Source organism: Leptolyngbya sp. GGD (assembly GCF_026735145.1).
Lineage (GTDB): Bacteria > Cyanobacteriota > Cyanobacteriia > Leptolyngbyales > Leptolyngbyaceae > Leptolyngbya > Leptolyngbya boryana.
In genome coordinates this window covers 156,953-180,624 of sequence record NZ_JAPQKE010000005.1, presented here as the reverse complement: position 1 = coordinate 180,624, position 23,672 = coordinate 156,953, and the positions used below count along the sequence as shown (strand labels likewise).

The following is a 23,672-nucleotide window of genomic DNA, read 5'->3' as shown; positions in this document are numbered from 1 at the left end:
TCACCGGTTTTCCACAATTTGAATTTTATAATTTAAGACTTTAGTCTGTCATTAAAATTACGCTCGAAAAAACACTGAGAAACACATCAATTAAGCGTTTTTTAATATTCTTTATCTAGCTCAATCTCGCGCTTTTCAGTCAAAATCATCGCAATCTGTTTTTCGTAGTAAGCAGCTTCGTTAATAAAGATTGGAAAAACTGTAGAATTGCCTTGATAACAAATCGATTCTCCCGCAAAAGTCAGAAAGATCGGCTCATCAGGCTGTAACGGTTCATAGTCTTTGAACTGGCGATCAGGATGAATGAAAGCTTGCAGATTCCCGATCGCGTCTCTGGGATAATCGATGGTTTCGATCGCTTGATACAACGTCAAACGAGGCGGCACATCCAGTGGTTTTCCTTGATTCAAAGCTTCGATGTAATCCAAAACGGCATAAATGAGTTGCTCGGTTTTGAGGAATAGATCAGCGTTGAGAACACTCTGAGCTACTGCTCCAACTTCAATCGTGAAGCCCAAGGGCGAGAGCGATCGCAATAACGGCGCATCTTGCGTACAATTCATTCCTAAAGCCACTCGCACATCCGGATAAATCTGGCTCAAATAAGCAGAGAGTCGCAGATTAAAGGGATCAGGAGTCGAAGGAAGAATCGTCAGCCCCATATTCGACGTGGTGCTATGCAGATCGATAATCACATCTACTTGAGGCTGATCTCTAGAACCAAGTTGAGCGACAATATCCCGCGCACGTTGATTCTCATAGTTGATCAATTTGGGATTCAATAAATCCTCGCTGGCAAAGCTTCGATTCAAGTCTTGATCGATATAGCGGCGATTTAGTTCGATCGCTTTTGGATTTGCCAAGAGTGTGATGGTTTCAAAGCTCGATCGAGTCGTCAATGCTGGAAATTGCTGAAACTTTTTGACGAGATAAACGCCTGTCCATTCATTTCCATGCGTTCCGCCGACAATTGCGACTCGTCGAATCAACTTAGACATAACAATTCCCCCTCTGTGTGACTGCAATAATTGGGGGTCTGAACCAATGGGAAAACCCCCAGTAAAACCGGGGGCTTTCGGAGCGACTCAGGGCAATCTAAACTATTCCCACTCGATGGTTCCAGGCGGCTTCGAGGTGATGTCATACACAACTCGATTCACACCCTTCACTTCATTCACAATTCGGTTAGAAATCGTTTCTAACAAATCGTAAGGAATGCGTGCCCAATCTGCTGTCATGCCATCTTCACTCTTCACACAGCGCAGCACGATCGGATAAGCATAAGTGCGCTGATCTCCCATTACACCGACACTGCGGACAGGAAGCAGCACAGCAAAGGCTTGCCAAACATCGTGATAGATGCCAGCCCGATTGATCTCTTGCCGCACAATCAAATCTGCATCGCGCAAGATATTTAACTTCTCATTCGTCACTTCTCCCAAAATCCGGATCGCTAGACCTGGACCAGGGAAGGGTTGACGATTGACGATTTCTTCAGGCAGACCAATCGAGCGCCCAACTTTCCGCACTTCATCCTTAAACAGCTTCCGTAACGGTTCCACCAGCTTGAATTGCAGATCTTTCGGCAGTCCGCCTACATTGTGATGGCTCTTGATCTTAACGGCGACTCGTTCTCCGGTTTGAGGATCAACATTAGTGTCCGCAGATTCGATCACATCAGGGTACAACGTGCCTTGAGCCAGATAGTCAAACGGCCCCAATCGCTTCGATTCTTCTTCAAACACTCGGATGAATTCATGTCCAATGCGTTTGCGTTTTTCCTCTGGATCGGTGATGCCTGAGATCGCGTTCACAAATCGCTCCCGCGCATTCACATACGCAACATCAATGTGGAACTGCTCATGGAAAAGTTTCACCAGACGCTCTGGCTCTAACTTCCGCATAAAGCCCTGATCGATGAACATACAAGTCAGTTGATCCCCGATCGCGCGATGCAGCAAAAATGCCAGCGTCGAAGAATCAACGCCACCCGATAAAGCCAGCAGCACCCGCTTATCGCCAATTTTGGCGCGAATTTCTCGAATCGATTCTTCAACAAATGCTTCCGTTGTCCAAGTCGGCTCACACTTACAGATGTGATAGACGAAGTTGCGAATCAGCGCTTGTCCAAATTGCGAATGCACGACTTCGGGATGGAACTGCACGCCGTACAGATTGCGATCGTGTTCTGCGATCGCCGCGCAAGGTGTATTCGTCGTATGTGCGAGTAAGCCAAATCCTTCTGGCAACTTGGTCACAGAATCTCCGTGACTCATCCACATGATCGAGTTATCTTCGACATTCGTCAGCAAATCGGTGGGGTCGTCGATCTCAATCTTTGCCTTTCCATATTCACCGCGATCGGTGCGCTCAACGCTACCGCCAAGCTGTTGCACCATCAACTGCATCCCGTAACAAACCCCTAAAACAGGAATGCCAAGCTCCCAAATCCCTGGATCGCACTGAGGTGCGCCTTGGTCGTAAACCGAGTTAGGGCCACCCGACAAAATAATGCCTTTCGGATTGAGTTGGCGGAGTTGTTCAACCGTTGTGCGATAAGACAACACTTCAGAATAAACTTGCGTTTCGCGGATGCGACGGGCAATTAGTTCTGAGTATTGCGATCCGAAATCGAGAATTACAATCATCTGGCGTTCGAGTGCATCAAATCCTTGCGAAGTAGATGCGGGTGCATCCAAAACAGACGGTTCAATAGGTGGAGTCACGAGAGTGTGTCCTGATGAGAGAGAACGAAGGTCAAACGAGGTTAAACGAACTTTTGAAGCGGAATAAAAAAGCAAGGGTTTTGAATATTCTGGCTATTTTAATCACAATTCTCGAACCGACTCAAGCAGTTTCTCTGCTTTTCTACTTTGTCTTAAAACTTGACGCGATCGATCAAACAAAATTACGCCGATTTCAACGCTTGCTTCGCTGTGGGTATAAATATATTCTTCAGCGCGAGTTTCGATTGCAGCCGCGATCGAATCGTAAACCGCAATCTCTTTGCCCAAGGTTCTCAAGTATGTCAATCCGTCCTCAGCCGTAGAACTGGTAAAGATTGATTGTAGATCAGAAGTTGAGACACCGACTTTTGCCGCATGTGCTGTTAGGATTTCTTGCCGAGCATCTGCCACATGATGATGCGTGTGGAAAATGCCACCTGCAAGTTTGATCAGTTTCCCGTGATAGCCAAACAGCAGAATCGATTTGACTCGCTGCATTCCCGCTTCGACGAGGAGAGAGCCGATCCAATTGGCAGTTTTGAGCGTGCGATCTCGCTCAATTCCCATCTTGGCTGCCAAATCTAATCCATTTTCACCAATGCAGAAAACGAGGGTGTCGAATCGCCGCGCTTTTTCTTGTAGCTCGGCTCGAAACAGTTCTAACTGATCCGGTGCGCTGAGAGGGTGAGCAATGCCAGATGTACCGAGCAGCGATAAGCCTTCGACAACACCAAATGCTTCGTTGGATGTGCGTTTTGCAAGTTGACGACCTTCGGGCAAAATCAAGGTGATACGTAACGCTTCATGCGGTTCTAAAAGGCGTTCGAGATTCGTTTGGATTAATTGCTGAGCGTAAGCGTAAATTGCGGCTTGCTGGTCGGCTTTTTGTCCGATGCCTTCTCCGCCGATGATTTCAATCCCTTGTCCTTGAGTCAGTTCGACCATTGCCCAAATTGGGGTGTTGCGAGTCAAGTCGAGATTATCGCCGGGATCGCTGCGAGTAATTGCTAGTGCTGAATGGGGTGTTAATTTGGCGACTTGTTCGATCGGGATTTTCACCTGTGCAACTGGATTAATTAGATCCACTTCCACTTCAGAAATTGCAGATTGATGTTTTAAGTGTTGCACAGCAGCGATCGCGGAAGCACAAGCGAAAACAGGAAGTGTATAACCAGATTTCATAAAAATTCTCTTAAGAATTAACTCCTAACTGTTCAGATGTATGTCTTAAGTTACATGCGTTCTTTAGGTTAAGCGAGTATTAATTTTGGAATAAAAAGAGGTTAAATTTTATGTGTTACTTCTGATCTCTAGGAAAGCAATCAGTGTAATTTATGACACTCCATTCTTCAATCCCAAGTCCTAAAGCCTGAAAACTTCATGAAGAAACTAAAATTTCAACCCGCTGCTGAAATTCTCCTGCTACTGCTGCTAACTGATTTTTTATCCATCTTGGCGCATTTCGCTCTCCGTCTTTCGCCTCAGATTAATTCTACTTATTGGACAATCACTACCGATCGCGGATTTGGGGAAACGTTTCAATACGTCAAGGAGTTTTGGCTGTTCTGTAGCTTTGCAATTTTGGCGAGCAGTCGGGCGGAATGGTCATATCTGTCTTTTTCCTTGCTATTCGGTTATCTGCTGATCGATGATGCATTTCTTGTCCATGAGAGAGTTGGGGAGTGGATTGCAACGACTCAAAATTTTCAGCCAGTCTTGGGATTAAGAGCAATTGATTTGGGCGAGTTAGTTGTTGCCGCTAGTACGGGTCTAGTTTTTCTGTTGCTCATTGGTGTTTCCTATTGGTTGGGCACACAACAGTTTCGTTGGATCTGCAAACGTCTCTTCGTATTACTTGGCTGTCTTGCTTTTTTTGGTGTCGTAGTTGATGCGCTGCATATCATGATTGAGGTCATTAATCGACCTGGAATTCCCCTGGGGTTTGCATTTGAATTGGCAGAGGATGGGGGTGAAATGATTGTTATGAGCCTGTTGTGTTGGTATGGTATCTCACTGCTCAAACAACCCAGTCTTTCCCCAGTCAGAACGGATAAAGTTGTAGTTTCTAGTAGTCGCTCGAACTAAAAAGACAACTCATTTTTTCAACGCCAACGTTAATCCATCTGCGATCGGTAAAATTGTGATCAAAACTTGCTCATCTTGAGCAAGTTTTGTATTGAAAGCGCGAATCGTATTGACAATCTTATCGGAATCGCTGGCATCTGCCACTCGACCTGACCACAACACGTTATCAATCAAAATTAATCCACCTGAGCGAACCAATTGAATCACACGATCGTAGTAATTTGCATAGTTTCCTTTATCCGCGTCAATAAACGCAAAATCGAAGGTTCCAGCTTGGTCTTGAAGTAATTGATCGAGTGTGTCGATCGCAGGAGAAATTCGCAGATCGATTTTGTCTGTTACGCCTGCAAGGTTCCAATATTTCCGAGCGATCGCGGTATATTCCTCGCTCACATCACAGGCAATTAATTTTCCATCTTCTGGCATTGCCATTGCTACAGACAGCGAGCTGTATCCGGTAAAGACTCCAACTTCGATCGCTTTTTTTGCCTGCATCAATCGCACCAACAGCGCCATGAATTGACCCTGATCCGGCGAAATCTGCATTCGGGCTTGCGGCATTTCGCTGGTTTCGTGACGAAGTTGGGCGAGAATGTCCGATTCGTGCAGCGAGTTTGAGAGAATATAGGCGTATAGAGACTCGTCTACACCAAATGCCTGCTTAAACATGTTGAGAAAATCACTACAAATTATCTTATCTATTGTCCTAGCAATCGGCTTAGTTGCGTGCGGTGGGCGATATTCGGTTCCAGACAATGTGTTGAAAAATGCGATCGCCATTTCGGTGAATCAAACCGAACAACAGATTAGCCAGGAATTGAAATTATCAGCCGCTCCGAAGGTGAGTATCGATCGGGTCAAAATTACCGAACAATCGCCCCTAAAGATTCAAGGATCGGACGGCTTCCACGTCAAAGGCGTGTATGATTTCACGCTCAAACTCCCGAAACGTCAAGAAAGCCAAAGTGACAATCCGTTCGACCTCTATCTCCAACGGAAAACCGAAGGCAAAACGCAAACCTGGCAACTGGCACAACGTACCGAGGATGATTGGAACTTACAGCCGATTGGGGCACGTAAGGGATAGTTTCTTGCCGAATTTATCGGGCTGACCGATCGATCTTCTTGCGAATTGAGCAATCCTGTTTGTCACAATCCCTAAAGTAGATTCGATTCATGGCAAGCCGTCTTAGAATAAACAGAATTAGTGTTTTTCTCTGCTGTTATGTCTAGCATCACCGTCGATCGCTTAACAAAAGTCTATCCTGTCGCTGTGAAAGAGGCAGGGTTCAAAGGAACGGTGACCCATTTTTTCAAACGCACTTATCGCCAGGTGAAAGCGGTTCAGGATGTTTCATTTCATATCGAACCTGGCGAAGTGGTCGGATTTTTAGGGGCAAACGGAGCAGGAAAAACGACGACGTTGAAAATGCTCACCGGATTGATTCATCCGTCTTCTGGCAAAGTGACCGTTGCAGGACATGTGCCATTTGAGCGTCGATCGAGCTTTTTGCAAAAAATTACGCTAGTCATGGGACAAAAGCAGCAGTTGATTTGGGATTTGCCTGCTGCTGATTCTTTGCGCATCAATGCTGCGGTATATGGAATTAGCGATCGTACTTTACAAGCTCGGATCGGCGAACTTTCAGAAATGCTGTCTCTGGAGGGCAAACTGACTCAACCTGTGCGAAAGCTCTCGCTAGGTGAACGCATGAAATGCGAGTTGCTAGCAGCTTTACTTCACGAACCCCAAGTCTTATTTTTAGATGAGCCGACTTTAGGACTAGATGTAAATGCACAAGTCTCTGTTCGAGAGTTTTTGAAAGAATACAATGCTCAATACAAAGCAACCGTTTTACTAACCAGTCATTACATGGCAGATATTACTGCTTTGTGTGAGCGCGTGTTGATGATTCATCAGGGACAGCTAATTTATGACGGAAGTTTGGATGGCTTAGTCGATCGCTTCTCTCCCTGTCGCGAGGTCAAAGTAGAATTTAATCGCACGTACACTGAGTCGGAACTTTCAGCTTATGGGTATGTGCAAGAGGTTGAGAAACAATCCGTGCGCTTTTTAGTGCAGCAAGAGGACTTGACACAAGCGATCGCGAGAATCCTAGCCGAGTTGCAAGTGGTTGATTTAGCAGTGAGTGATCCTCCGATCGAAGAAGTCATTGGGCGAGTATTCCAAGCAGGCGCAGTGATTTGAGGCTCAGATTACAGTTTGTCTCAAGTTGAATCTTAGAAACTTGTATTGACTTAGAGATGCTTAGGACATAGAACTCGATCGGGAAGAGGCAAAGACAGAAGCGCTTGCCAAAAAATAGCTCTCCATAGCAGGCGTTTTCTTGCAGAAAGCCACCGCTTGATTGTTCTAAGCTTTCTTCATTCGTCCAAACGGAACCTTCTGCGTTACTTCCAAGCTAGCATTCTGAATGTTGTTCTGCACAAACAGAACGTCCTTGTTTTGCCACAATGGAATAAACGGCACATCCTTGACCAATTCAGCCTGCAACTGCTCAAACAATCCTTTTCGCTTGACTGGATCTAGCTCTTGGCGACTTTGATCAATTAATTGATTGACGCGATCGCTAAAGTAAAACGACCCTTGAGACACGGTTGAACCACTCTCACATCGCTGATCTGCTGTTGCCTTAGTACACTCCATAAACGGCTGAATGTAGTTATCAGCATCAAGAAAATCAGGATTCCAGTCAAACAGAAACATCGGATAAGCAGCTTTATCAATGTTTCGATAAGCCGTAGTAGACTCCACACTGTCTAGCTGAATCTGCATCAAATTGCCCAAGCTCTTACGTACAGACTCTTTGAGAGTAATCGCTGCCATGCCATCAGTTGAGACATTCGATCGATACCAGAGTTGTACTTTCAGCGGATTCGATTCGCTGTAGCCTGCTTTGGCAAGTAATGATTTAGCTTTCTCGACATTGCGATCGCCCAATTCCTGAAACACAGGCTTCTGCTCTTTCATGGTTTTCGGAAGCAGACTATACAGCGGTTCAATCTGTCCCTGAAAAACTCGACTTTCTAGCAACGGACGATCCATCATTGCCGCGATCGCTTGACGAACTTCTAAGCGATCTAAGGGCGGAGATTTCAAATTAATCGTTAAATAATCAATGCCACTACCAGACTGTTCCAGCATTTTCCAAGCCGCATTTTTCGCTCCATCTTTGAGCATCCGAATTTGATCGAGGGCTAGACCTTGATAAGCAACATCGATCGCGCCTGTGCGAAAGGCATTAAACAAATTCGCAGAGCTTGAGAAAAATTGAATATTAATCCCTGGATTCGCAGGTTTAGTTCCCCAATAGCGATCGAATGCTTCGAGCTTCAGCGAATCTGTTCCATACTTCACGAGCTTGTAAGCACCTGTTCCTACAAACACTTCAGAATTGAACTTATTTTGACCAATCTCGTAAGCTTTAGGAGAAACAGCACAAGCACCTGAAAATGCGAGTAGCGAAGGAAATGCTGCAAAGGGTTTTTTCAGCTTAATCACAAGCTCACCTTCACTTTTAGCCGCGATCGAATCAATCACATCTGCTAGTAAAAACGAAGGACTGCCGCCATTTTCGATAAACCGTTTCAGCGAAAATTCCATGGCTTTGGCATTAAACGGTTCGCCATCATGAAACACAACGCCTTGACGAATCGGAATCGTATAGGTCAATCGATCTGCACTGACTTTCGGCAAAGCTGTTGCTAATTGAGGCTGTAATTCGCTCGTGCCAGGCTTATATCCGTAAAGTCGATCGCCTAAGTTGTACAACAAGCTGCCTGCAAAATTCGTATAAGCATCAGCCGGATCGATCGTGTTAATACTAGCAGTTGAGCCAATCGTAATTTGTCCATCTGCATTTGCAGGAGGTTCGTATGTCGATCGAGTACAACCAACCACCAGTGAGAAACAAAGACAGATTAAGAAGAGCGATCGCCCAATTTTTCTCAGCATTGTCGAGTGCCAAAAATGAGTTTTTTGAGTGTAGCAGGAAAGGTGGTCTGACAGTTGAGTGCCTAAGACGATCGAGATTTGAGCAGTTCATGAATACTCTTGAGTTCAACGAGAATGGCTTCGAGAACTTCTTGCGTGTGATTCGGTTGAGGCTCTTGAATCTCGATCGTCACTTGTTTGATTTTCAAAACTTCTTTGGCAAATCGAGCGACTTCATTTGAGTGAAACATCAATGGATCGTTCGGAGATTGCCGCAGTTCAGGATTAAGACGCTTGGGATTGAACGGAGGATTGAGTTGTTCAAGGTCAGTATTGGCATAGCGATAGACCGAAGCTCGCGATCGATTCAGAGTTTTCTGAACAGCTTCGACATCCATTAAACCTGTGGTTCCACCAAATTCGGTATCCGCGTACATGCATTCATTCTCGCAATTAGACGCGAAAATCTTAACATAAGAATCTTTGTGTAAAGTAGGATTTATCGATTGTTCTGATCCGCTTGGAGAACTCTACCTTTACTGTTAATTGGTATAGATGGATCAATTTTGAGAGGTTGGCGATGACTTTGAAGATTCGATCGATGACCCTGGCAGAGGTTCAAATTGCCTTAAACTGGGCAGCCCAAGAAGGCTGGAATCCAGGACTTTATGATGCAGAACCTTTCTACAAAGCTGACCCCGATGGATTTTTACTTGCAGAACTCGATGAACAACCGATTGGCTGTATCTCTGTCGTTCGCTACAGCCAGAAGTTTGGTTTCATTGGGCTGTACATCGTTCAACCCGAATGGAGAGGGAAAGGCTACGGTTTGAAATTATGGCAGACGGCATGGCAGCAATTTGTATCAAGACTCGATGCTGATGCCAGTATTGGGTTAGATGGAGTGCTCGCTCGAGAAGCCACTTATCGCCAGGCTGGATTCGTTCCGGCTTACCGTCATGTTCGACATCTTCATCAACCCGATGGTTCAGCTCAGCATCCTGACTGGGTAATTCCTCTCAATCAACTTCCATTAGCAGAGATTCTTCGATATGACGCTGAACTATTTCCGGCATCCCGTTCGCAATTTCTAGAATCATGGCTTCAGATGCCAGAAAGTGCAGCGTATGGAGTTGTGGAACAGAATCGATTAGTTGGCTATGGTGTAATTCGCCGTTGTGTGCAGGGATTTAAAGTCTGTCCGCTATTTGCAGATTCGCTAGAAATTGCAGAAGCTATTTTGCAAGCCTTGATCGTTAAAGCGGGAACAGAGCCTGTGTTTATCGATATTCCAGATGTTCATCCTGCTTTGCCGATCTTAAAGCAACGATATGCATTAGAACCAATGTTCACTTGTGTGCGAATGTATTGGGGACAAGTTCCAACCTTGCCTGTCGATCGTATTTTTGGTGCGACGACTCTGGAATTGGGATAAGCACTCAGATTGAACGCCCATCTACGATTTGCCTAATTGATGACACGCTCTAATGCATTGGTGTCAACCTGGAACTGCGCTTTCTTCAATCGATTTCTGATGAATGCTAATTTCTAGCAAAAATGTTGTGATTTCATGAATCAAGGGATACTGTTGTAAAAGTTGACGTGTCTCTGGAGAGAGGAGTCTCAAGATTTCTGCTAACAAGGCTGTCTTGTCTTCTGCTAGAGTGTCTAATAGCTCTTGAGGATGCCGCTGAGCAAATTTCCACTCTAGATCAGTCAAGGCTTTGCCAATGAGAGTTTCGATAAGCGATCGATCTTGGAAAAAGATAACTTCTAGTTCTGGAACAGCGATCGCTAATTTGAATGGCACAGAGCCAGCATAAGTCCGAAGCAAGTACCCTAAATCTGCTTTTCTTTGCTGAATTGCTGACTCATCATTTGTTCTCGAATTCAGAACCAAGACTACAGGTAGACGCTTTTCGGCAAGCAGAGACATTGCCCGAGATTCTGCATCATAATCGCTTTTGCTTTCAACAAACTGAACTCCTTCTTGTGCCGATTTTGGCAGCACTTTTCTAAGAATCTCTGCATCAGAAGGACGTTCTGTAATCAAATAAACTCGATTCATCCCCCTTCCTCCGCTTGAATTCGATAGTTTGGAATTCCTTGCTGCACACAAAATCGATACTTTTTCAGCAACGATTGTTGCATTTGTCTTGACTGTAGCGCATATTCAATCTCGTCTCCAGTCCACAGCAAAATTGTTTGAGGAGCAATGTACCGAGCAAGAGAAATTGCAGCATACGTAAATCCATTCCGGCTAAACAAAATCCCGATCGTTGATGCAGGTCGGCGCAATAGCTGGTTTCGCATTTTAGCCAGCGGCTCGATATTGACACGCTCTGCTACGTCTTTGCATTCGATTAAGCAAGCAAGCCCATTGGAATAAATTGCACCATCAATTTGCTCTAATTCTTCTTCCTCAATGACCACACTGTAAGGATAGATAACTTCTGCACCTTCTAAATGAAATGCCCTGAGTACTAGGTATTCCATTGCTTTCCCACGTTCCCAATCAGGAGTATCACCCAACTGAATTTGGTTCCATAGCATTAAGAGTTCGTCCCAGTCGTAGCAGGTGATTCTGCGTTCGTATTCTAATGCTGTTGGCATCTTTTTCTCTTTGTAACCCTGATTGACCAGAACTCGAAGTTTTCTGACAACTTCGAGTTCTGATCCCGCGCGGACTTATCCGATTTCTGGTTCCTGACTACCTAATCGCGATCGCACTTCCACCTTCGCTCTTGGCTTTGTAAGCTGAAACTTCGGCATCAAATGTGGTTTTCCTAGCCCATAAGTCAGTGCATAGCTCTGAGATAATCCCCACAGCCATACTGAAGGCAATCGAGGCTCTAACCAAGGTTGCATCTGATAAAGCAGCTTTGGAAACCAACCGCTAAAGATCCAACTCATCAACGCACTGACGGCAAAGTTCAAGTAATTCCCTAGCCAACGGGTCAGATCCTTTGCGCCTGCCATTTGCCAGATCCAGAGTAAAAGACGCGGATTTTTCTTAGCAGCAACGAGTGCCATGCGATTAAATCTTGTCCAAGTCACCCGATCTTTGATAAATGCATCTGCGATCGCTGGCGGCTGATCAGCAAGGACATCAAAGAAGGTATTCAGCATCGAATTGACTTGCTGCGGCGGCAAAATCTTACCGGTTGGCACCATCATGCCTTTTGAGAACATCCAGGTCACAGAGACATTGCTTTGATAAGCCCGAATTGCATTCAGCGATCGCTGATCGAGTAGATCATGCTTCAGTGCTGTATCTAGTAAATGAGTCAGACGAGATAGATTCCGTACTAATGACCCAAAGCCTGTAAACACTAACGGAGATTGCAACGAAGCAGCATCGCCAATCGCAATTAAGCGATCGAATGCAATGGTGCGATCGCGACTGCTCATACTGAAATGTCCTGGAATGTAGCCAAACGTTGCCTTCTTCCAGACCAGCTTATCCATGTCACAACGCCGATACTCGGGCAGGATCGTAAAGAAATCCTCGTACATCTCAAGTAAAGAACCTGGATTTTCAGGATGCACTTGATGATAGTGGAACAGATAGAAAGTAAGTTCTTTGCCCTCAGCCGGAAAAAGCTCCCAGATTAACTGCCGTCCGCGAGAAATGTCTCCGTGACTGTTCAGCACATCGCCATATTGCACATCCCAGACTTCCGGCTCAAATCCTTCAGAAATCACCGCTCCAACTGTTGGGCAAACACTATCAAAGGCTCGACCTGAATTGAGTTGCCACGCGATCGGTGAAGCCGTTCCCATTGCATCTACGAGCAACCGCCCTGTGACTTGACGATCGCTTCCAGTGGGCAAATGTTTCGCGTAAATCGTCGCTTTATCTGGGTTAATATCGGCTCGTTCAAACTCAGTCTCATCCCAAATTTCGCCGCCTGCTTCGCGGAACTTATCCCCGCAGAGTTTGAGAAATCTTTCTGCATCGATCGCAATATTCAAAACCGTCGGCGTATGCAGAATCTTCGCCTTAGCTTGCGGTGGATTGTTTGCATCAAAGAACTTGTGGAAGCCATCGACATACTCAGCCGCAATCACTCGATCGAATTCGGCGACTGTAAACAATCCCAAATCGATCAAACTCTGAAACTCACTGCGTGAAATATTCCATTCCCGATTCATCCGTCCAAACGGCATCCGCTCCAGCAGTAGCACCCGGTAGCCCAATTTTGCCATCACAGCCGCATGAACAATGCCTAACGCCCCTCCAATGTAGATGAGGTCATAAGCTGGCTTCGCTGGCGTGATATTGCCATCATCCGTGCGGAAAACAACTTGCTTCGGAGTTTGAGGAGTCTGGACACTTTCACGCCAGCGTTGTTCCCACCAGTACACGCGATTTAAGTCATACTCGCCATTCGGTATTTTCTTGAAAAACTCAACCGTTTTCGGATAATCTGCCGCTAATGCTTCAAAAATCGACTGCTGCGATAAATCAATGTTTGGAGGAGCAGGATAGACTGGCGGAAATTCTTCTCTCAAATTCGCCACTAATTTTCGGAGAATTTTTGCTTCACCTGCTCCAGCGCGATCTGCCCAGCGAAATACTTTCAGATAGGTCGATCGCTGAACTGACCAGACAAATATCGAAAGTTCACCTAGCCGAATCCCCGCAGGCATGAGGACTTTCTCGCCTTGTTCAGGAGCATAGTCAGCATGCAGCCATGAAATGACCGCAGCCGTATCGGGGGTGGGGACTTCTAGGTAAAGGATTTCTTCCATGAGTAAGATCTAAACTCCGATCAATTCAGCAAGACGGTTGACAAACCAATAAAAAACAAGCTACTCCTGATACCAAATTAAATTCTTTACATCATTTTCATTATTATCGAGGACTCGGATCAGATCAGCACTATGAATTATCCTATTTCACCGCGCGCTTCTGAATCTATCTCAGTACGGTCTCCTGGGGCTGAAGAACTTATTCTCAACGCGATCGCTGTTGTGATCGAAACCGCTCGCTCTCAGGGACAGTCTTTAGAAGAAATCAAAGCTGAAGTCCTAGCCGACGACGCAATTCTAGATGCCCAACAGCGGCAATGGCTCAGCGATATTGTGACGCAAGCTTGGCAGGATTTTCCGCACTCATGCTGAAATGTCTAAGTTGAGAAGCTATCAATTACACTTCTAAGCGATCAATTTATATGAGAAGTCCATCCCGGAATCACCTTCATTTGGGGGTTGCCGAAGTCTGTGTAGGAGTGATTAAAGCGGACATGGTATGTGCGAAATCCGAAACTTTCTTTGAAAAGTCGGATGCGGCTTACCGAGGTTGAGCCAGTTTTGCAGTTTATCCGGTAGGCTCTTGATTGATCCTATTTTTCAGGCAACGTGATGAAGGCTGCAATTCAAGTTCTGGGCATCGATTTAGGTGGGACAGCAATTAAATTGGGACGGTTTACTCCAGATGGAACGTGCCTTCAAGCACTCACGGTTCCAACGCCTCAACCCGCTTTGCCTAGAGCGGTGCTGATGACGATCGTTGATGCGATCGCTGACCTTGATCCGAAGCGCGAAGCTTGTGCGATCGGAATTGGTATGCCAGGACCAACCGATGCTAAAGGACGCATCGCCCGAATCGCAATCAATTTGCCGGATTGGATTGAGATTCCCTTAGCCGATTGGATCGAAGAAAAAACAGGACGACCGACGATTTTGTCGAATGATGCCAATTGTGCAGGTTTAGGAGAAGCGTGGCTCGGTGCTGGCAAAGCCTTTCAAAATTTCATTCTTCTGACGCTGGGAACCGGGGTCGGAGGGGCAATTATTTTGAACGGGGAACTGTTTATCGGACATACGGGCGCAGCAGGTGAATTAGGGCTGATTAGCTTAGATGCGAATGGCGCGCCCTGTAAGAGTGGAAATCGCGGTTCTTTGGAGCAGCATACGTCGATTCAAGCAATTCGACGACGGACGGGAAAAGAACCGGATGAATTGTGCAGATTAGCGCGATCGCACGATCCAGCAGCCTTAGAATTTTGGCGATCCTATGGACGCGATTTGGGACTGGGTTTGACGAGTTTGATTTATGTCCTGACTCCAGAAGCGATCTTAATTGGTGGGGGAATCAGTGCGAGTGCAGAATTTTTCTTACCAAGCGCGATCGCAGAAATCGAACAACGGGTCATGCCAACTTCGCGAGAAGGATTACAGATCATTCCTGCTCAGTTAGGGAATTGCGCCGGAATGATTGGGGCTGCAAAATTAGCTCTCAATTCACGTTACATTGAGAACTGCCCTGAATAAACACCGATTGTTATGGCTTCCATCGAACTTGTTTCTGCTGATTCCATCCCTACTGACAAGATTAAATATGACGATCGCGGTTTAGTACCTGCGATCGTGCAGGATTATTTGGATGGCGCGGTTTTGATGATGGCGTGGATGAACCAAGAGTCTCTGCAAAAGACGCTAGCAACTGGTGAGACTTGGTTTTGGAGTCGATCGCGGCAAGAGTTTTGGCATAAAGGGGCAACGTCTGGACATACGCAGAAGGTGAAGGCGATTCGATACGATTGCGATAGTGATGCGCTGTTAATTTCAGTTGAGCAGATTGGTGATATTGCCTGTCATACAGGCGAAAGAAGCTGCTTTCATCAAGTGAATAGCAGCATTACGCCTCCGCCTGCTGATACCTTGTCGCAAGTGTTTGCTGTGGTTTGCGATCGCAGAGATAACCCCATTGAGAAGTCTTACACTCGGACATTATTTGAAGGCGGAGATAACAAGATTCTCAAAAAGATTGGGGAAGAAGCGGCAGAAGTGGTGATGGCTTGTAAGGATGATGACAAAGATGCGATCGCGGGTGAAGTGGCGGATTTGTTCTTTCATTCATTAGTCGCGATCGCGCATCATGGTGTGGATTTGAAAGATGTTTATCGCAAGCTTCAGTCTCGCCGATAGAGATGCACGGCTTGATCGAAGAAATTCACCCAAAAATCATGGATGAGCAGTTTGAATTTTTTGATCAGGCAATTCTGAATCAAATTCAGGTTCACTAGCGTTCGTAGAGTTCTAATGGCAAACCATCTGGATCTTTGAAGAAAGTAAATCGCTTACCCGTCCATTCATCGACTCGAACAGGTTCAGTTTCGATTCCTTTTGCAGAGAGGTCAGCGATCGCGAGATCCAAATCTGCCACCGAAAAAGCGAGGTGTCTCAAACCACAAGCTTCGGGATAGCAGGGTCGCTCAGGCGGATTCGGAAAAGAGAACAATTCAATTTGAGTCTGAGAATCAACTTGCAAATCGAGCTTGTACGATTGGCGTGCTTCTCGAAAGACCTCACGAATGATTGAAAAGCCTAGTAAATGGACATAGAAATGCTTTGAGCGATCGTAGTCGGAGCAAATAATTGCAATGTGATGAACGGCTTGAATATTTTGCATCGTCTGGTCAAATGAATACAAGATCAATCACATCGATCGTAATCGGAACCTGAAACTAAAGGAGTGCAGCCAGAAGTTTCTGCTAAATTAACGAGTAGAAGGCTCTGCAACTTCTATCAAATGGAAGGGGTCGATTCACACCTCCTCGAAGTCATTAAAACTATGTTCCAAGCGACACGACGACGATTAGCACTTTGGTACACCACGGTCACCGCTGTGTTGTTGTTAGTGTTTGCAAGTGGGTTTTATTTTTATGTGCGATCGACATTAATCGAGCGCATCGATGACACTCTAAATCATGTGGCAGAAGTTGTTCAGCGATCGCTGGTGATCCAAGCGATCGGGGATCAGGTGAGCGTCAATGTTGAAGCGAGCTTTCGGGATAATTCCATTTCTTTGGAAGACGATCACATCGATTTGGAGTGGTTTGATGCGAAGGGGCAACAACTGTGGTCAACCTTTGCAGAACCCCTTTCTATTCCCATGCATGTCAATCACGATGGCGAGACGGTTCATGTCTCCGACACACAACTCTTGCGGCAGGTGACTGAGAAAGTTCAGATTGGCAATCGGGTATTAGGATACTTGCGCGTGAGCCATCCTTGGTTTGAAGTCACAAAGCCAACTCGTCAATTAGTATTGGACTTGAGTGTTGGCACGGCGATCATGGTGGGAATTGTTGCTGCGATCGGGTGGTTTCTGTCGGGAATTGCCATGCAACCGATTCGCGAATCCTATCAACGGTTGAAGCAGTTTACCGCTGATGCATCGCATGAGTTGAGAAACCCGATCGCTGTCATTCAAACGAATGTACAAGTGGCACTGTCCGATCCTGACCCTCAGATTCAGCAGCAATATTTGCAAGTGATTGAACGGCTCACTCAGCGACTAGGCAAACTAGTCGATGATTTACTATTTTTAGCGAGACAGGATAGTGGGATTGTTCAACCTCAGAGAACTGCGCTCGCGCTCGATGATTTACTTGATGAGGTTTTAGAAGAACAAGGCATTACCACCGCAGACAAGGAATTGTCATTTAAGGTCGATCGCACGTCAGAATATTGGTTACAGGGTGACCGGGATCAGCTTTCTCGACTGTTTACAAATTTGATTAGTAATGCGATCAAATACACTCCCGAGCAGGGAGAAATCACAGTTGAGCTAGTCGCAACGAAAGCTGGATTACAAACCAAAGTCATTGATACGGGCATTGGAATTCCAGAAGGCGCGATCGCGAAATTGTTCGATCGGTTCTATCGAGTTGATCCAGCTCGAACAAAAGCAACGGGAGGATCAGGATTGGGACTCGCGATCGCGCTCGCCATTGTTGAAAACCATCATGGACACATTCAAGTTGACAGTCAGGTAAACCAGGGAACAACTGTTACTGTAACGCTCCCCCAATCCGATAGCCAATCCCCAACGTAGGTTTAAAACGTTTGCGCCTAAGGCTTTCAGTTCGCTCAGTAGGGTGATTGAAAAATGTTGGGTTTACCCATCCTGAACTTGAGTTCTAAGCGGCACAGGAACGAAACAGCTCGGCTTTTCATCTTTTACCAGGCTAATGCCGGAATTTTCTCTTCCGCTGTTTATGCTTCGCCAATGCTTTACGCTTGCGTTTTTCGATTGGTGTCTCAAAATAGCGATGCTTTCTCATATCTGGAAAAATTTCTGCCTTAGAAACTTCTCGCTTAAATCGACGTAATGTAGATTCGATTCCTTCATTCTCACCTGGAATAACTTGGGGCATTCATTCTCCTCCCGAACATGAAATGTGATGAAAGCTGATGAAGAAGGCTACCCATGACTGAGTAGCCTCTGACCAACTTTGACTGTAAGCATTCAAGCTGCCATTAACGCGCGGCGAAATTTGCGCATCTGCTCCAGTCTTTAAGTTTAGTAACGTCTAGAACCGCCTCGATTGTCCCACCCCCCCTGAGACGACCCGCGGTCTTCACGGGGTTTCGCTTTATTCACCTTGAGATCGCGCCCCATCCACTCGGCTCCATCGAGTGCTTCAATCGCAGCGTCTTCTTCTGCATCGGTTCCCATCTCGACAAAAGCAAATCCCCGCATCCGACCCGTTTCGCGATCGGTCGGCAGTTGCACCCGCTTCACGGTTCCATACTCTGAGAAAGCCTGGGTTAAACCATCCTGTGTTGCCTGATAGGACAAATTACCAACGTAAACTGACATAAAGATTCTCCAGAATCATCAATGAAGAGAGGTATGTTCGGAGAAACGCTAGGCTGGAACGATTTACACGCCCGAAGATAAACCTTATCAGGAAGTTTAGCATAGAGAGAGCAATATGCGGGGAAATTGATTTGTGCGATCGCACCTAAGGGTCAAGATTATGCTAAACTTCTTATAGAAGAGACTATCTTCGGCAATGTGATCTCCTCTATCAAATGTTGCTCCGAATCTAACTCTCTCTACACTGTAATTCTGGGGCAACAATTGTATGTCAATTTATGTTGGTAACCTCTCTTATGAGGTTGTACAAGAAAATCTTGCTGAGATTTTCGCTGAATTTGGAACAGTCAAGCGTGTTCAGCTTCCGACCGATCGCGAAACAGGACGCTTACGCGGATTCGGATTTGTTGAAATGGCGAGCGATGCGGAAGAGGATGCCGCGATCGAAGCCTTAAATGGTGCGGAATGGATGGGACGCGATTTAACAGTGAATAAAGCAAGACCCCGTGAAGACAGAGGCTCTTCTCGTGGCGGCAGTTTCGATCGTAAAGGTGGCTCCTCTCGGCGCTATTAGAGTGTTGAATTTCTGAATTCTTAATTCAGTCGCATCTTATAAAGTCTTGCAGGCAGGCTAACAGTCTGCCTCATTTCTTATGATGCGCTGTTGCAAGGCATGTTCTTCTCTATCCTCATCCCAATGAATATCAAAGAAATTATCAGTCGATATGCGGCAGGACAACGAGACTTTAGCAATCTGAATCTGATTGCTGTTAACTTTAGAAATCTGAATCTAGCGGGCATCAATCTGAGTGGTGCTAACTTAACGAAGGCAAATCTGACTCAAGTTAACCTCAGTCATGCCAACCTCACAGATGCGATTCTGACTGGAGCAACGTTAACAGGCACGAATTTTACTCAAGCCAACCTTACTAATGCCAATCTAAGCGATACCAATCCGAATCAGGCGAATTTCAGGCAGACCTATCTGAAAGGAACAATCCTACCCGACCTAGTGAATCGTACTTCTCCTAAAACTCCTCTCACCTCTCCACCTGTATAGGTACTATCTGTAGTAAGTGCTATTTTCTTAGAATTTTATTTCTTCAAGTAAGAAAGCCTCCGGTGTCTAGCCGGAGGCTTTTATATGAACTATGGATCGAGTCATTCGACGGTTTGCATGAATCGCCGGATGCGGGTCAATTCCTCAACATCCGGCTCTCCCTAACCATTACAGATCGTCATCCATATCATCTGCGATCAGATCATCATCATCATCAATAATCGGCGAATAGATCGAATCTGAATCTGCTTCATCCGAGTTGCCAAAACTCTCAAAGCTAAAGCTAGGACGATCGTCCATTGCTTCTAAGCCATAAGAGCGCGCCGTACGATCGTCAAGAACGACATCCGAGAAATCAGTATCCTCATCTAGGAACATCGGATCATAAACTGGATCAATGTCGGCTGGGCTACCCATTTCTTCGTAAGCATTGAAGCCCGTTCCCGCAGGAATGAGACGACCAATGATCACGTTCTCTTTCAGACCGCGCAACCAGTCAGATTTTCCTTCGATCGCAGCTTCAGTCAGTACCCGCGTCGTTTCTTGGAAACTTGCCGCAGAGATGAAACTATCTGTGTTGAGTGAAGCTTTCGTGATCCCGAGCAACACAGGCTCATACTGAGCAGGTGCGCCCCCAGTGATTGACATCGCATCATTGACTTGCTCAATTTGGTAGATTTCCACCAACTCACCGGGCAGCATCGTCGTATCACCGCCGTCTTCGACTCGTGCTTTTGAGGTCATCTGACGCACGACGACTTCGATGTGTTTGTCAGAAATATCAATCCCTTGAGATTGATACACCGATTGCACTTCGTTTACCAAGAAGGTCTGAACTTCCCGCAAGCTAAACAAAGCCGCATCATGCAAACTGACTTCTTCATTTCTGGCTCGGAACATCACTTCGAGTAATTCGTGCGGGTTGGCAGGCCCATCGGTGAGCCGTTCTCCAGCCGCAACTTCTTGACTGTCCCCGATGATCACGTTTTGTCCGGGACCAATTGGGTATTCGGTGATCAGACCTTCTCGATCGACAATCTTCACTTCAACCGAATCGTCTTCTCCATAAACGACCTGAGCCGTTCCCGCGCGACGTGCCAGAATACAAGCTTCTTTTGGCTTACGAGCTTCTAGAAGTTCTTCAATTCTCGGCAAACCTTGAATGATGTCTCCCGTCTTGGTGCGCTCAAAAATCAGCAGCACGAGATTATCGCCCCGTTGTACCAAGTCGCCATCATCGACGTGCAGTACTGCACCCGGAGAGACTCGATACGGACGAGCAATCCGCACAACAACTTGATCGCCTTGGACACTCAAGATCTGTCCAGATTCTTCAAGAACAGTTCCACCGATATCACTGCCAGCAATCAACAGATCGCCTGCTTTGACACTCGGGTTACTAGCGGTCAGGGTGACTGTATCGACTTCACGAACGACGAGAATCCGACGAATCGATTCAGCCCCTTGGCGAATCCCTTGAACTTCCCCTGCTTCTTTACAGAGAATTTCAGTCCGAGCAACAACCGCTCCTGCGGTAATCTGGTCGCCATCTTTGACCATGATGCGAGTCTGAGTGCTGCCTTGAGTCACGTCAGCGGCAATGTCACGCCGAATCACCAGCGATTCGAGAATCACCAACTGAAGCCGCATGACTTCAGGATCAGTCTCATCAGGAATCAATTCGATATCAGCAGCGAGTTGCGCGTCTTGATCGACTTCGAGAACGAGTTGAGTTCTGAGCAATTCCAAACCTTCAACGGATTTGACCCGCTCACCATCTTTGTAAGGCAGGCGTTGAACAGCTCTGAGACGAATTGCTCGACCCGATTCTTCCTTAGCAGATTCTTGGCTTGGAACTGCTGGATCATCTGGTACGTTAAATTCAGTCACCGGACGCAGTAGAATTGCCGGACCTTCCGGTGTTTCAACGTACTCGGCATACAGCAGTTCACTCGCGGTTAATCCAGGCATGACTTGCTGCCCCGGATTGACGAGCGTTGCTTCACGAGTGATCACCTCATCCAAGCTATCGATCATGTGCAGATCGCCGGGCTTGATCACCACTTCGCGCAGAATGTCATTTTTCTGCGTGACTTCGATAACTCCGTTGCTTTGACAGAAAATGTCTTTCACAACTTCGGTTCCGGCTTCGACATACTGACCGTCTTCGACCATCAGAAGCGAGATGTCTTTATTCACCTCATGCGCTTCTTCGGGAATCCAGAGAATGGTTCCACCTTTGATGACTTCGTAGCCTTGTTTTGCCTTGCCTTTCTTGCCAATCTCAACGCCGGAGTACTTGATGATTCCTCCAGTTTGAGTATGGTAGCGATCGTCTCTCAGTTCAGCGACGACTTGACCGTTTGTAACCTGAGTTCCTGGAGTCGCTTTCAGTAAGAAAGTCTGATTTCCAGCGGTTTCCAGCAAGTACTGATCCCGTCCTTGAGAGGTCTCAGCCCGAACTCGCGCTTGATCCAACATGACGGATGCCGTGATGATTTGGATCTCGCGCCCGCCTTTGCTATTTTCGACTCCGTTCTCAGGTAGACGAACGACCCCACCATTTTCAGTGACGAGCTTCGTTTCAGCGATCGTGCTATTGGCTTCAATGCGATCGCCGTTTTTCACCACAGGTTCAGCACCCGGCGGCAAGTTATACACTTCGCCCGAGAGTACCCACATCAAACCGCCTCTTTGTGCAGTTCGAGTGGTGTTACCTTGACGGTCTTTTTTCTCTTCGGGAACGACATCTGCGAACCGAACTTCTCCAGCTAAGTCAGAGGCAACGTCCTTCGAGGCTTTCTCAGTCGTCTTGCGTCCGCGTCCGGTTAAAGGAACTTCTGCAAGAGTCTGTCCAGCTTTCACCTTCATCCCATCTTTCACTAAGAGCGTCGCCCCTTGTGAAACGGTGAAGGCTTGTTGCTGTCCGCCTGAGCCTTCCAGCGTAATTTTCAGTTCCGATCCTGCACTTTCAACAATCAGCGCATCTTCCCCATGACGAGTCCGATAAGGACGAGTTCTCAAGCGTTTGGGCACCTTGATCGTTCCATCAAAGTTTGCCCGTTCTTGACGCGCCATTTCTCCAGTAAACACCCCACCCGTGTGGAATGTCCGCATCGTAAGCTGTGTACCGGGTTCCCCGATCGATTGAGCCGCGATAATCCCGACTGCTTCTCCAATATCGACCATGTGAGCATGGGCTAAGCTCCAGCCATAGCAATGCTGACAAACCGATCGCGCAGATTCACAGGTCAACGGCGATCGCACGACGACTTCTTGAACTTTTGCTTTCCCAATCAGTTGAGCAATGTCATCTGAAATGGCTTCATTGCGAGCAACAATGATTTCCCCGGTTTCAGGATGCAGGACATCTTGAGCGGCAACGCGACCGAGCAGACGATTTTTCAACGGAATAAGAACGCGATCGCCATCCATCATGGGACGCGCTGGAATGCCTCGGGTTGTGCCGCAGTCGAGTTCACGAATGATGACATCCTGAGAAACATCCACCAATCGACGGGTGAGGTATCCAGAGTCGGCTGTCCGAAGCGCGGTATCGACAAGACCTTTGCGCGCACCGTAGGAGGAAATAATGTACTCCGTTACCGTTAAGCCTTCTCGGAAGTTGGTCTTAATCGGCAAGTCAATAATTTCCCCTTGTGGGTTTGCCATCAAGCCCCGCATCCCGACCAACTGACGAACCTGTGAGATATTTCCCCGTGCTCCGGAGAATGCCATCATGTAGACCGAGTTGAGCGGGTTATTCGATCGAAAATGTCGAACCACCTCGTCTTTAAGTTCTTCACTAGTTCCGTTCCAAGTGTCAATTACTTTTTGGAACCGTTCGACTTCTGTGATTTCCCCACGAGTATATTTTTCTTCGGTGTCGCGAATCGTTTCAGTCGCGGCATCGAGTAGCGCTCGCTTTGTCGGAGGAATTTGTAAGTCATCGACACTGATGGAAACGCCTGCGCGCGTTGCATATCGGAAGCCAAGATCTTTGATCAAGTCTGCCATTTGTGCGGTGCGGGCAGTTCCATAGTGGGTGAATGACCACGCGATCAAGTTAGTCAATTCTTTTTTGTTGACAACCTGATTACGAAAAACTTGCTTTTCTGAGTTCTGCTCTGCCATGCTGTGCCCCATGTTTGCCGTGAGTTTTTGTGGGGGAGTGGGGAGTGGGGAGTGGGGAAGTGTTCTCAAAGCTTCCCCCAATCTCCCTAGCTCCTA

General features: G+C 46.6%; 23 protein-coding genes. 10 read left to right on the top strand and 13 right to left on the bottom strand.

Annotation, left to right across the window (positions count from 1 at the left end):
- Positions 1-101 precede the first annotated feature (101 nt).
- The 3 genes from OU814_RS22665 to cbiD form a co-directional block, all read right to left on the bottom strand.
- Positions 102-998: an aspartoacylase gene (locus OU814_RS22665; RefSeq protein ID WP_268242172.1), complete on the bottom strand. Its 897-nt coding sequence runs from the start codon at positions 996-998 to the stop codon at positions 102-104.
- 102 nt (positions 999-1,100) lie between these two features.
- A complete protein-coding gene (guaA, locus tag OU814_RS22660) occupies positions 1,101-2,726 on the bottom strand; it encodes a glutamine-hydrolyzing GMP synthase (RefSeq protein WP_442786149.1) in 1,626 nt (541 codons plus the stop codon).
- 102 nt (positions 2,727-2,828) lie between these two features.
- On the bottom strand, positions 2,829-3,908 hold the full coding sequence (gene cbiD, locus OU814_RS22655) for a cobalt-precorrin-5B (C(1))-methyltransferase CbiD (protein WP_017291345.1): 1,080 nt from the start codon (positions 3,906-3,908) through the stop codon (positions 2,829-2,831).
- Positions 3,909-4,106: 198 nt separating this feature from the next.
- Between cbiD and OU814_RS22650 the strand changes: the two genes are divergently transcribed.
- Positions 4,107-4,811, top strand: coding sequence for a hypothetical protein (locus OU814_RS22650; RefSeq protein ID WP_268242171.1), 705 nt, complete (start codon positions 4,107-4,109; stop codon positions 4,809-4,811).
- A 9-nt stretch (positions 4,812-4,820) separates the two neighbouring features.
- On the opposite strand, the gene OU814_RS22645 is transcribed toward OU814_RS22650, so the two are convergent.
- On the bottom strand, positions 4,821-5,480 hold the full coding sequence (locus OU814_RS22645) for a class I SAM-dependent methyltransferase (RefSeq protein ID WP_268242170.1): 660 nt from the start codon (positions 5,478-5,480) through the stop codon (positions 4,821-4,823).
- On the opposite strand from OU814_RS22645, the gene OU814_RS22640 reads away from it, so the two are divergent.
- Together OU814_RS22640 and OU814_RS22635 are read left to right on the top strand one after the other, a co-directional pair.
- Positions 5,479-5,898, top strand: coding sequence for a hypothetical protein (locus OU814_RS22640; protein ID WP_268242169.1), 420 nt, complete (start codon positions 5,479-5,481; stop codon positions 5,896-5,898). The two genes, OU814_RS22645 and OU814_RS22640, sit on opposite strands and share 2 nt — an antisense overlap.
- A gap of 138 nt (positions 5,899-6,036) precedes the next feature.
- The gene (locus OU814_RS22635) at positions 6,037-7,020 is read left to right on the top strand and encodes an ABC transporter ATP-binding protein (protein ID WP_268242168.1); all 984 of its coding nucleotides are present in this window, start codon (positions 6,037-6,039) and stop codon (positions 7,018-7,020) included.
- A 165-nt stretch (positions 7,021-7,185) separates the two neighbouring features.
- On the opposite strand, the gene OU814_RS22630 is transcribed toward OU814_RS22635, so the two are convergent.
- Together OU814_RS22630 and OU814_RS22625 are read right to left on the bottom strand one after the other, a co-directional pair.
- The gene (locus tag OU814_RS22630) at positions 7,186-8,787 is read right to left on the bottom strand and encodes an ABC transporter substrate-binding protein (RefSeq protein WP_017291350.1); all 1,602 of its coding nucleotides are present in this window, start codon (positions 8,785-8,787) and stop codon (positions 7,186-7,188) included.
- Between the two features lie 62 nt (positions 8,788-8,849).
- Positions 8,850-9,203: a hypothetical protein gene (locus OU814_RS22625; RefSeq protein WP_017291351.1), complete on the bottom strand. Its 354-nt coding sequence runs from the start codon at positions 9,201-9,203 to the stop codon at positions 8,850-8,852.
- Between the two features lie 143 nt (positions 9,204-9,346).
- Between OU814_RS22625 and OU814_RS22620 the strand changes: the two genes are divergently transcribed.
- On the top strand, positions 9,347-10,201 hold the full coding sequence (locus OU814_RS22620) for a GNAT family N-acetyltransferase (RefSeq protein WP_268242167.1): 855 nt from the start codon (positions 9,347-9,349) through the stop codon (positions 10,199-10,201).
- Between the two features lie 63 nt (positions 10,202-10,264).
- On the opposite strand, the gene OU814_RS22615 is transcribed toward OU814_RS22620, so the two are convergent.
- The 3 genes from OU814_RS22615 to OU814_RS22605 form a co-directional block, all read right to left on the bottom strand.
- Positions 10,265-10,834: a hypothetical protein gene (locus OU814_RS22615; RefSeq protein ID WP_017291353.1), complete on the bottom strand. Its 570-nt coding sequence runs from the start codon at positions 10,832-10,834 to the stop codon at positions 10,265-10,267.
- On the bottom strand, positions 10,831-11,379 hold the full coding sequence (locus OU814_RS22610; RefSeq protein WP_268242166.1) for a restriction endonuclease: 549 nt from the start codon (positions 11,377-11,379) through the stop codon (positions 10,831-10,833). The genes OU814_RS22615 and OU814_RS22610 overlap by 4 nt, the downstream gene beginning before the upstream one ends.
- Before the next feature lie 75 nt (positions 11,380-11,454).
- The gene (locus OU814_RS22605; protein WP_268242165.1) at positions 11,455-13,521 is read right to left on the bottom strand and encodes an NAD(P)/FAD-dependent oxidoreductase; all 2,067 of its coding nucleotides are present in this window, start codon (positions 13,519-13,521) and stop codon (positions 11,455-11,457) included.
- A gap of 132 nt (positions 13,522-13,653) precedes the next feature.
- Between OU814_RS22605 and OU814_RS22600 the strand changes: the two genes are divergently transcribed.
- From OU814_RS22600 to hisIE, 3 genes are all read left to right on the top strand, one after another.
- The gene (locus OU814_RS22600; protein ID WP_017291356.1) at positions 13,654-13,893 is read left to right on the top strand and encodes a hypothetical protein; all 240 of its coding nucleotides are present in this window, start codon (positions 13,654-13,656) and stop codon (positions 13,891-13,893) included.
- Between the two features lie 240 nt (positions 13,894-14,133).
- On the top strand, positions 14,134-15,045 hold the full coding sequence (locus tag OU814_RS22595; RefSeq protein ID WP_268242164.1) for an ROK family protein: 912 nt from the start codon (positions 14,134-14,136) through the stop codon (positions 15,043-15,045).
- Positions 15,046-15,057: 12 nt separating this feature from the next.
- Positions 15,058-15,702, top strand: a complete 645-nt coding sequence (gene hisIE, locus OU814_RS22590; protein WP_268242163.1) for a bifunctional phosphoribosyl-AMP cyclohydrolase/phosphoribosyl-ATP diphosphatase HisIE — start codon at positions 15,058-15,060, stop codon at positions 15,700-15,702.
- Between the two features lie 94 nt (positions 15,703-15,796).
- Here hisIE and gloA2 read toward each other — a convergent pair whose 3' ends face one another.
- A complete protein-coding gene (gene gloA2, locus OU814_RS22585; protein ID WP_017291360.1) occupies positions 15,797-16,186 on the bottom strand; it encodes an SMU1112c/YaeR family gloxylase I-like metalloprotein in 390 nt (129 codons plus the stop codon).
- A gap of 162 nt (positions 16,187-16,348) precedes the next feature.
- Between gloA2 and OU814_RS22580 the strand changes: the two genes are divergently transcribed.
- Positions 16,349-17,614, top strand: coding sequence for a sensor histidine kinase (locus OU814_RS22580; RefSeq protein WP_017291361.1), 1,266 nt, complete (start codon positions 16,349-16,351; stop codon positions 17,612-17,614).
- A gap of 133 nt (positions 17,615-17,747) precedes the next feature.
- Here OU814_RS22580 and rpsU read toward each other — a convergent pair whose 3' ends face one another.
- Both rpsU and OU814_RS22570 read right to left on the bottom strand, forming a co-directional pair.
- A complete protein-coding gene (rpsU, locus tag OU814_RS22575; protein ID WP_017291362.1) occupies positions 17,748-17,936 on the bottom strand; it encodes a 30S ribosomal protein S21 in 189 nt (62 codons plus the stop codon).
- A 146-nt stretch (positions 17,937-18,082) separates the two neighbouring features.
- Positions 18,083-18,382: an RNA recognition motif domain-containing protein gene (locus tag OU814_RS22570; protein WP_017291363.1), complete on the bottom strand. Its 300-nt coding sequence runs from the start codon at positions 18,380-18,382 to the stop codon at positions 18,083-18,085.
- Positions 18,383-18,650: 268 nt separating this feature from the next.
- On the opposite strand from OU814_RS22570, the gene OU814_RS22565 reads away from it, so the two are divergent.
- Positions 18,651-18,956 carry an RNA recognition motif domain-containing protein gene (locus OU814_RS22565; protein WP_017291364.1) on the top strand — a complete coding sequence of 102 codons (306 nt, stop codon included), beginning with the start codon at positions 18,651-18,653 and terminating at the stop codon, positions 18,954-18,956.
- 123 nt (positions 18,957-19,079) lie between these two features.
- On the top strand, positions 19,080-19,442 hold the full coding sequence (locus OU814_RS22560) for a pentapeptide repeat-containing protein (protein ID WP_017291365.1): 363 nt from the start codon (positions 19,080-19,082) through the stop codon (positions 19,440-19,442).
- A 168-nt stretch (positions 19,443-19,610) separates the two neighbouring features.
- Here OU814_RS22560 and OU814_RS22555 read toward each other — a convergent pair whose 3' ends face one another.
- A complete protein-coding gene (locus OU814_RS22555) occupies positions 19,611-23,576 on the bottom strand; it encodes a DNA-directed RNA polymerase subunit beta' (RefSeq protein ID WP_017291366.1) in 3,966 nt (1,321 codons plus the stop codon).
- Between the last annotated feature and the right edge of the window lie 96 nt (positions 23,577-23,672).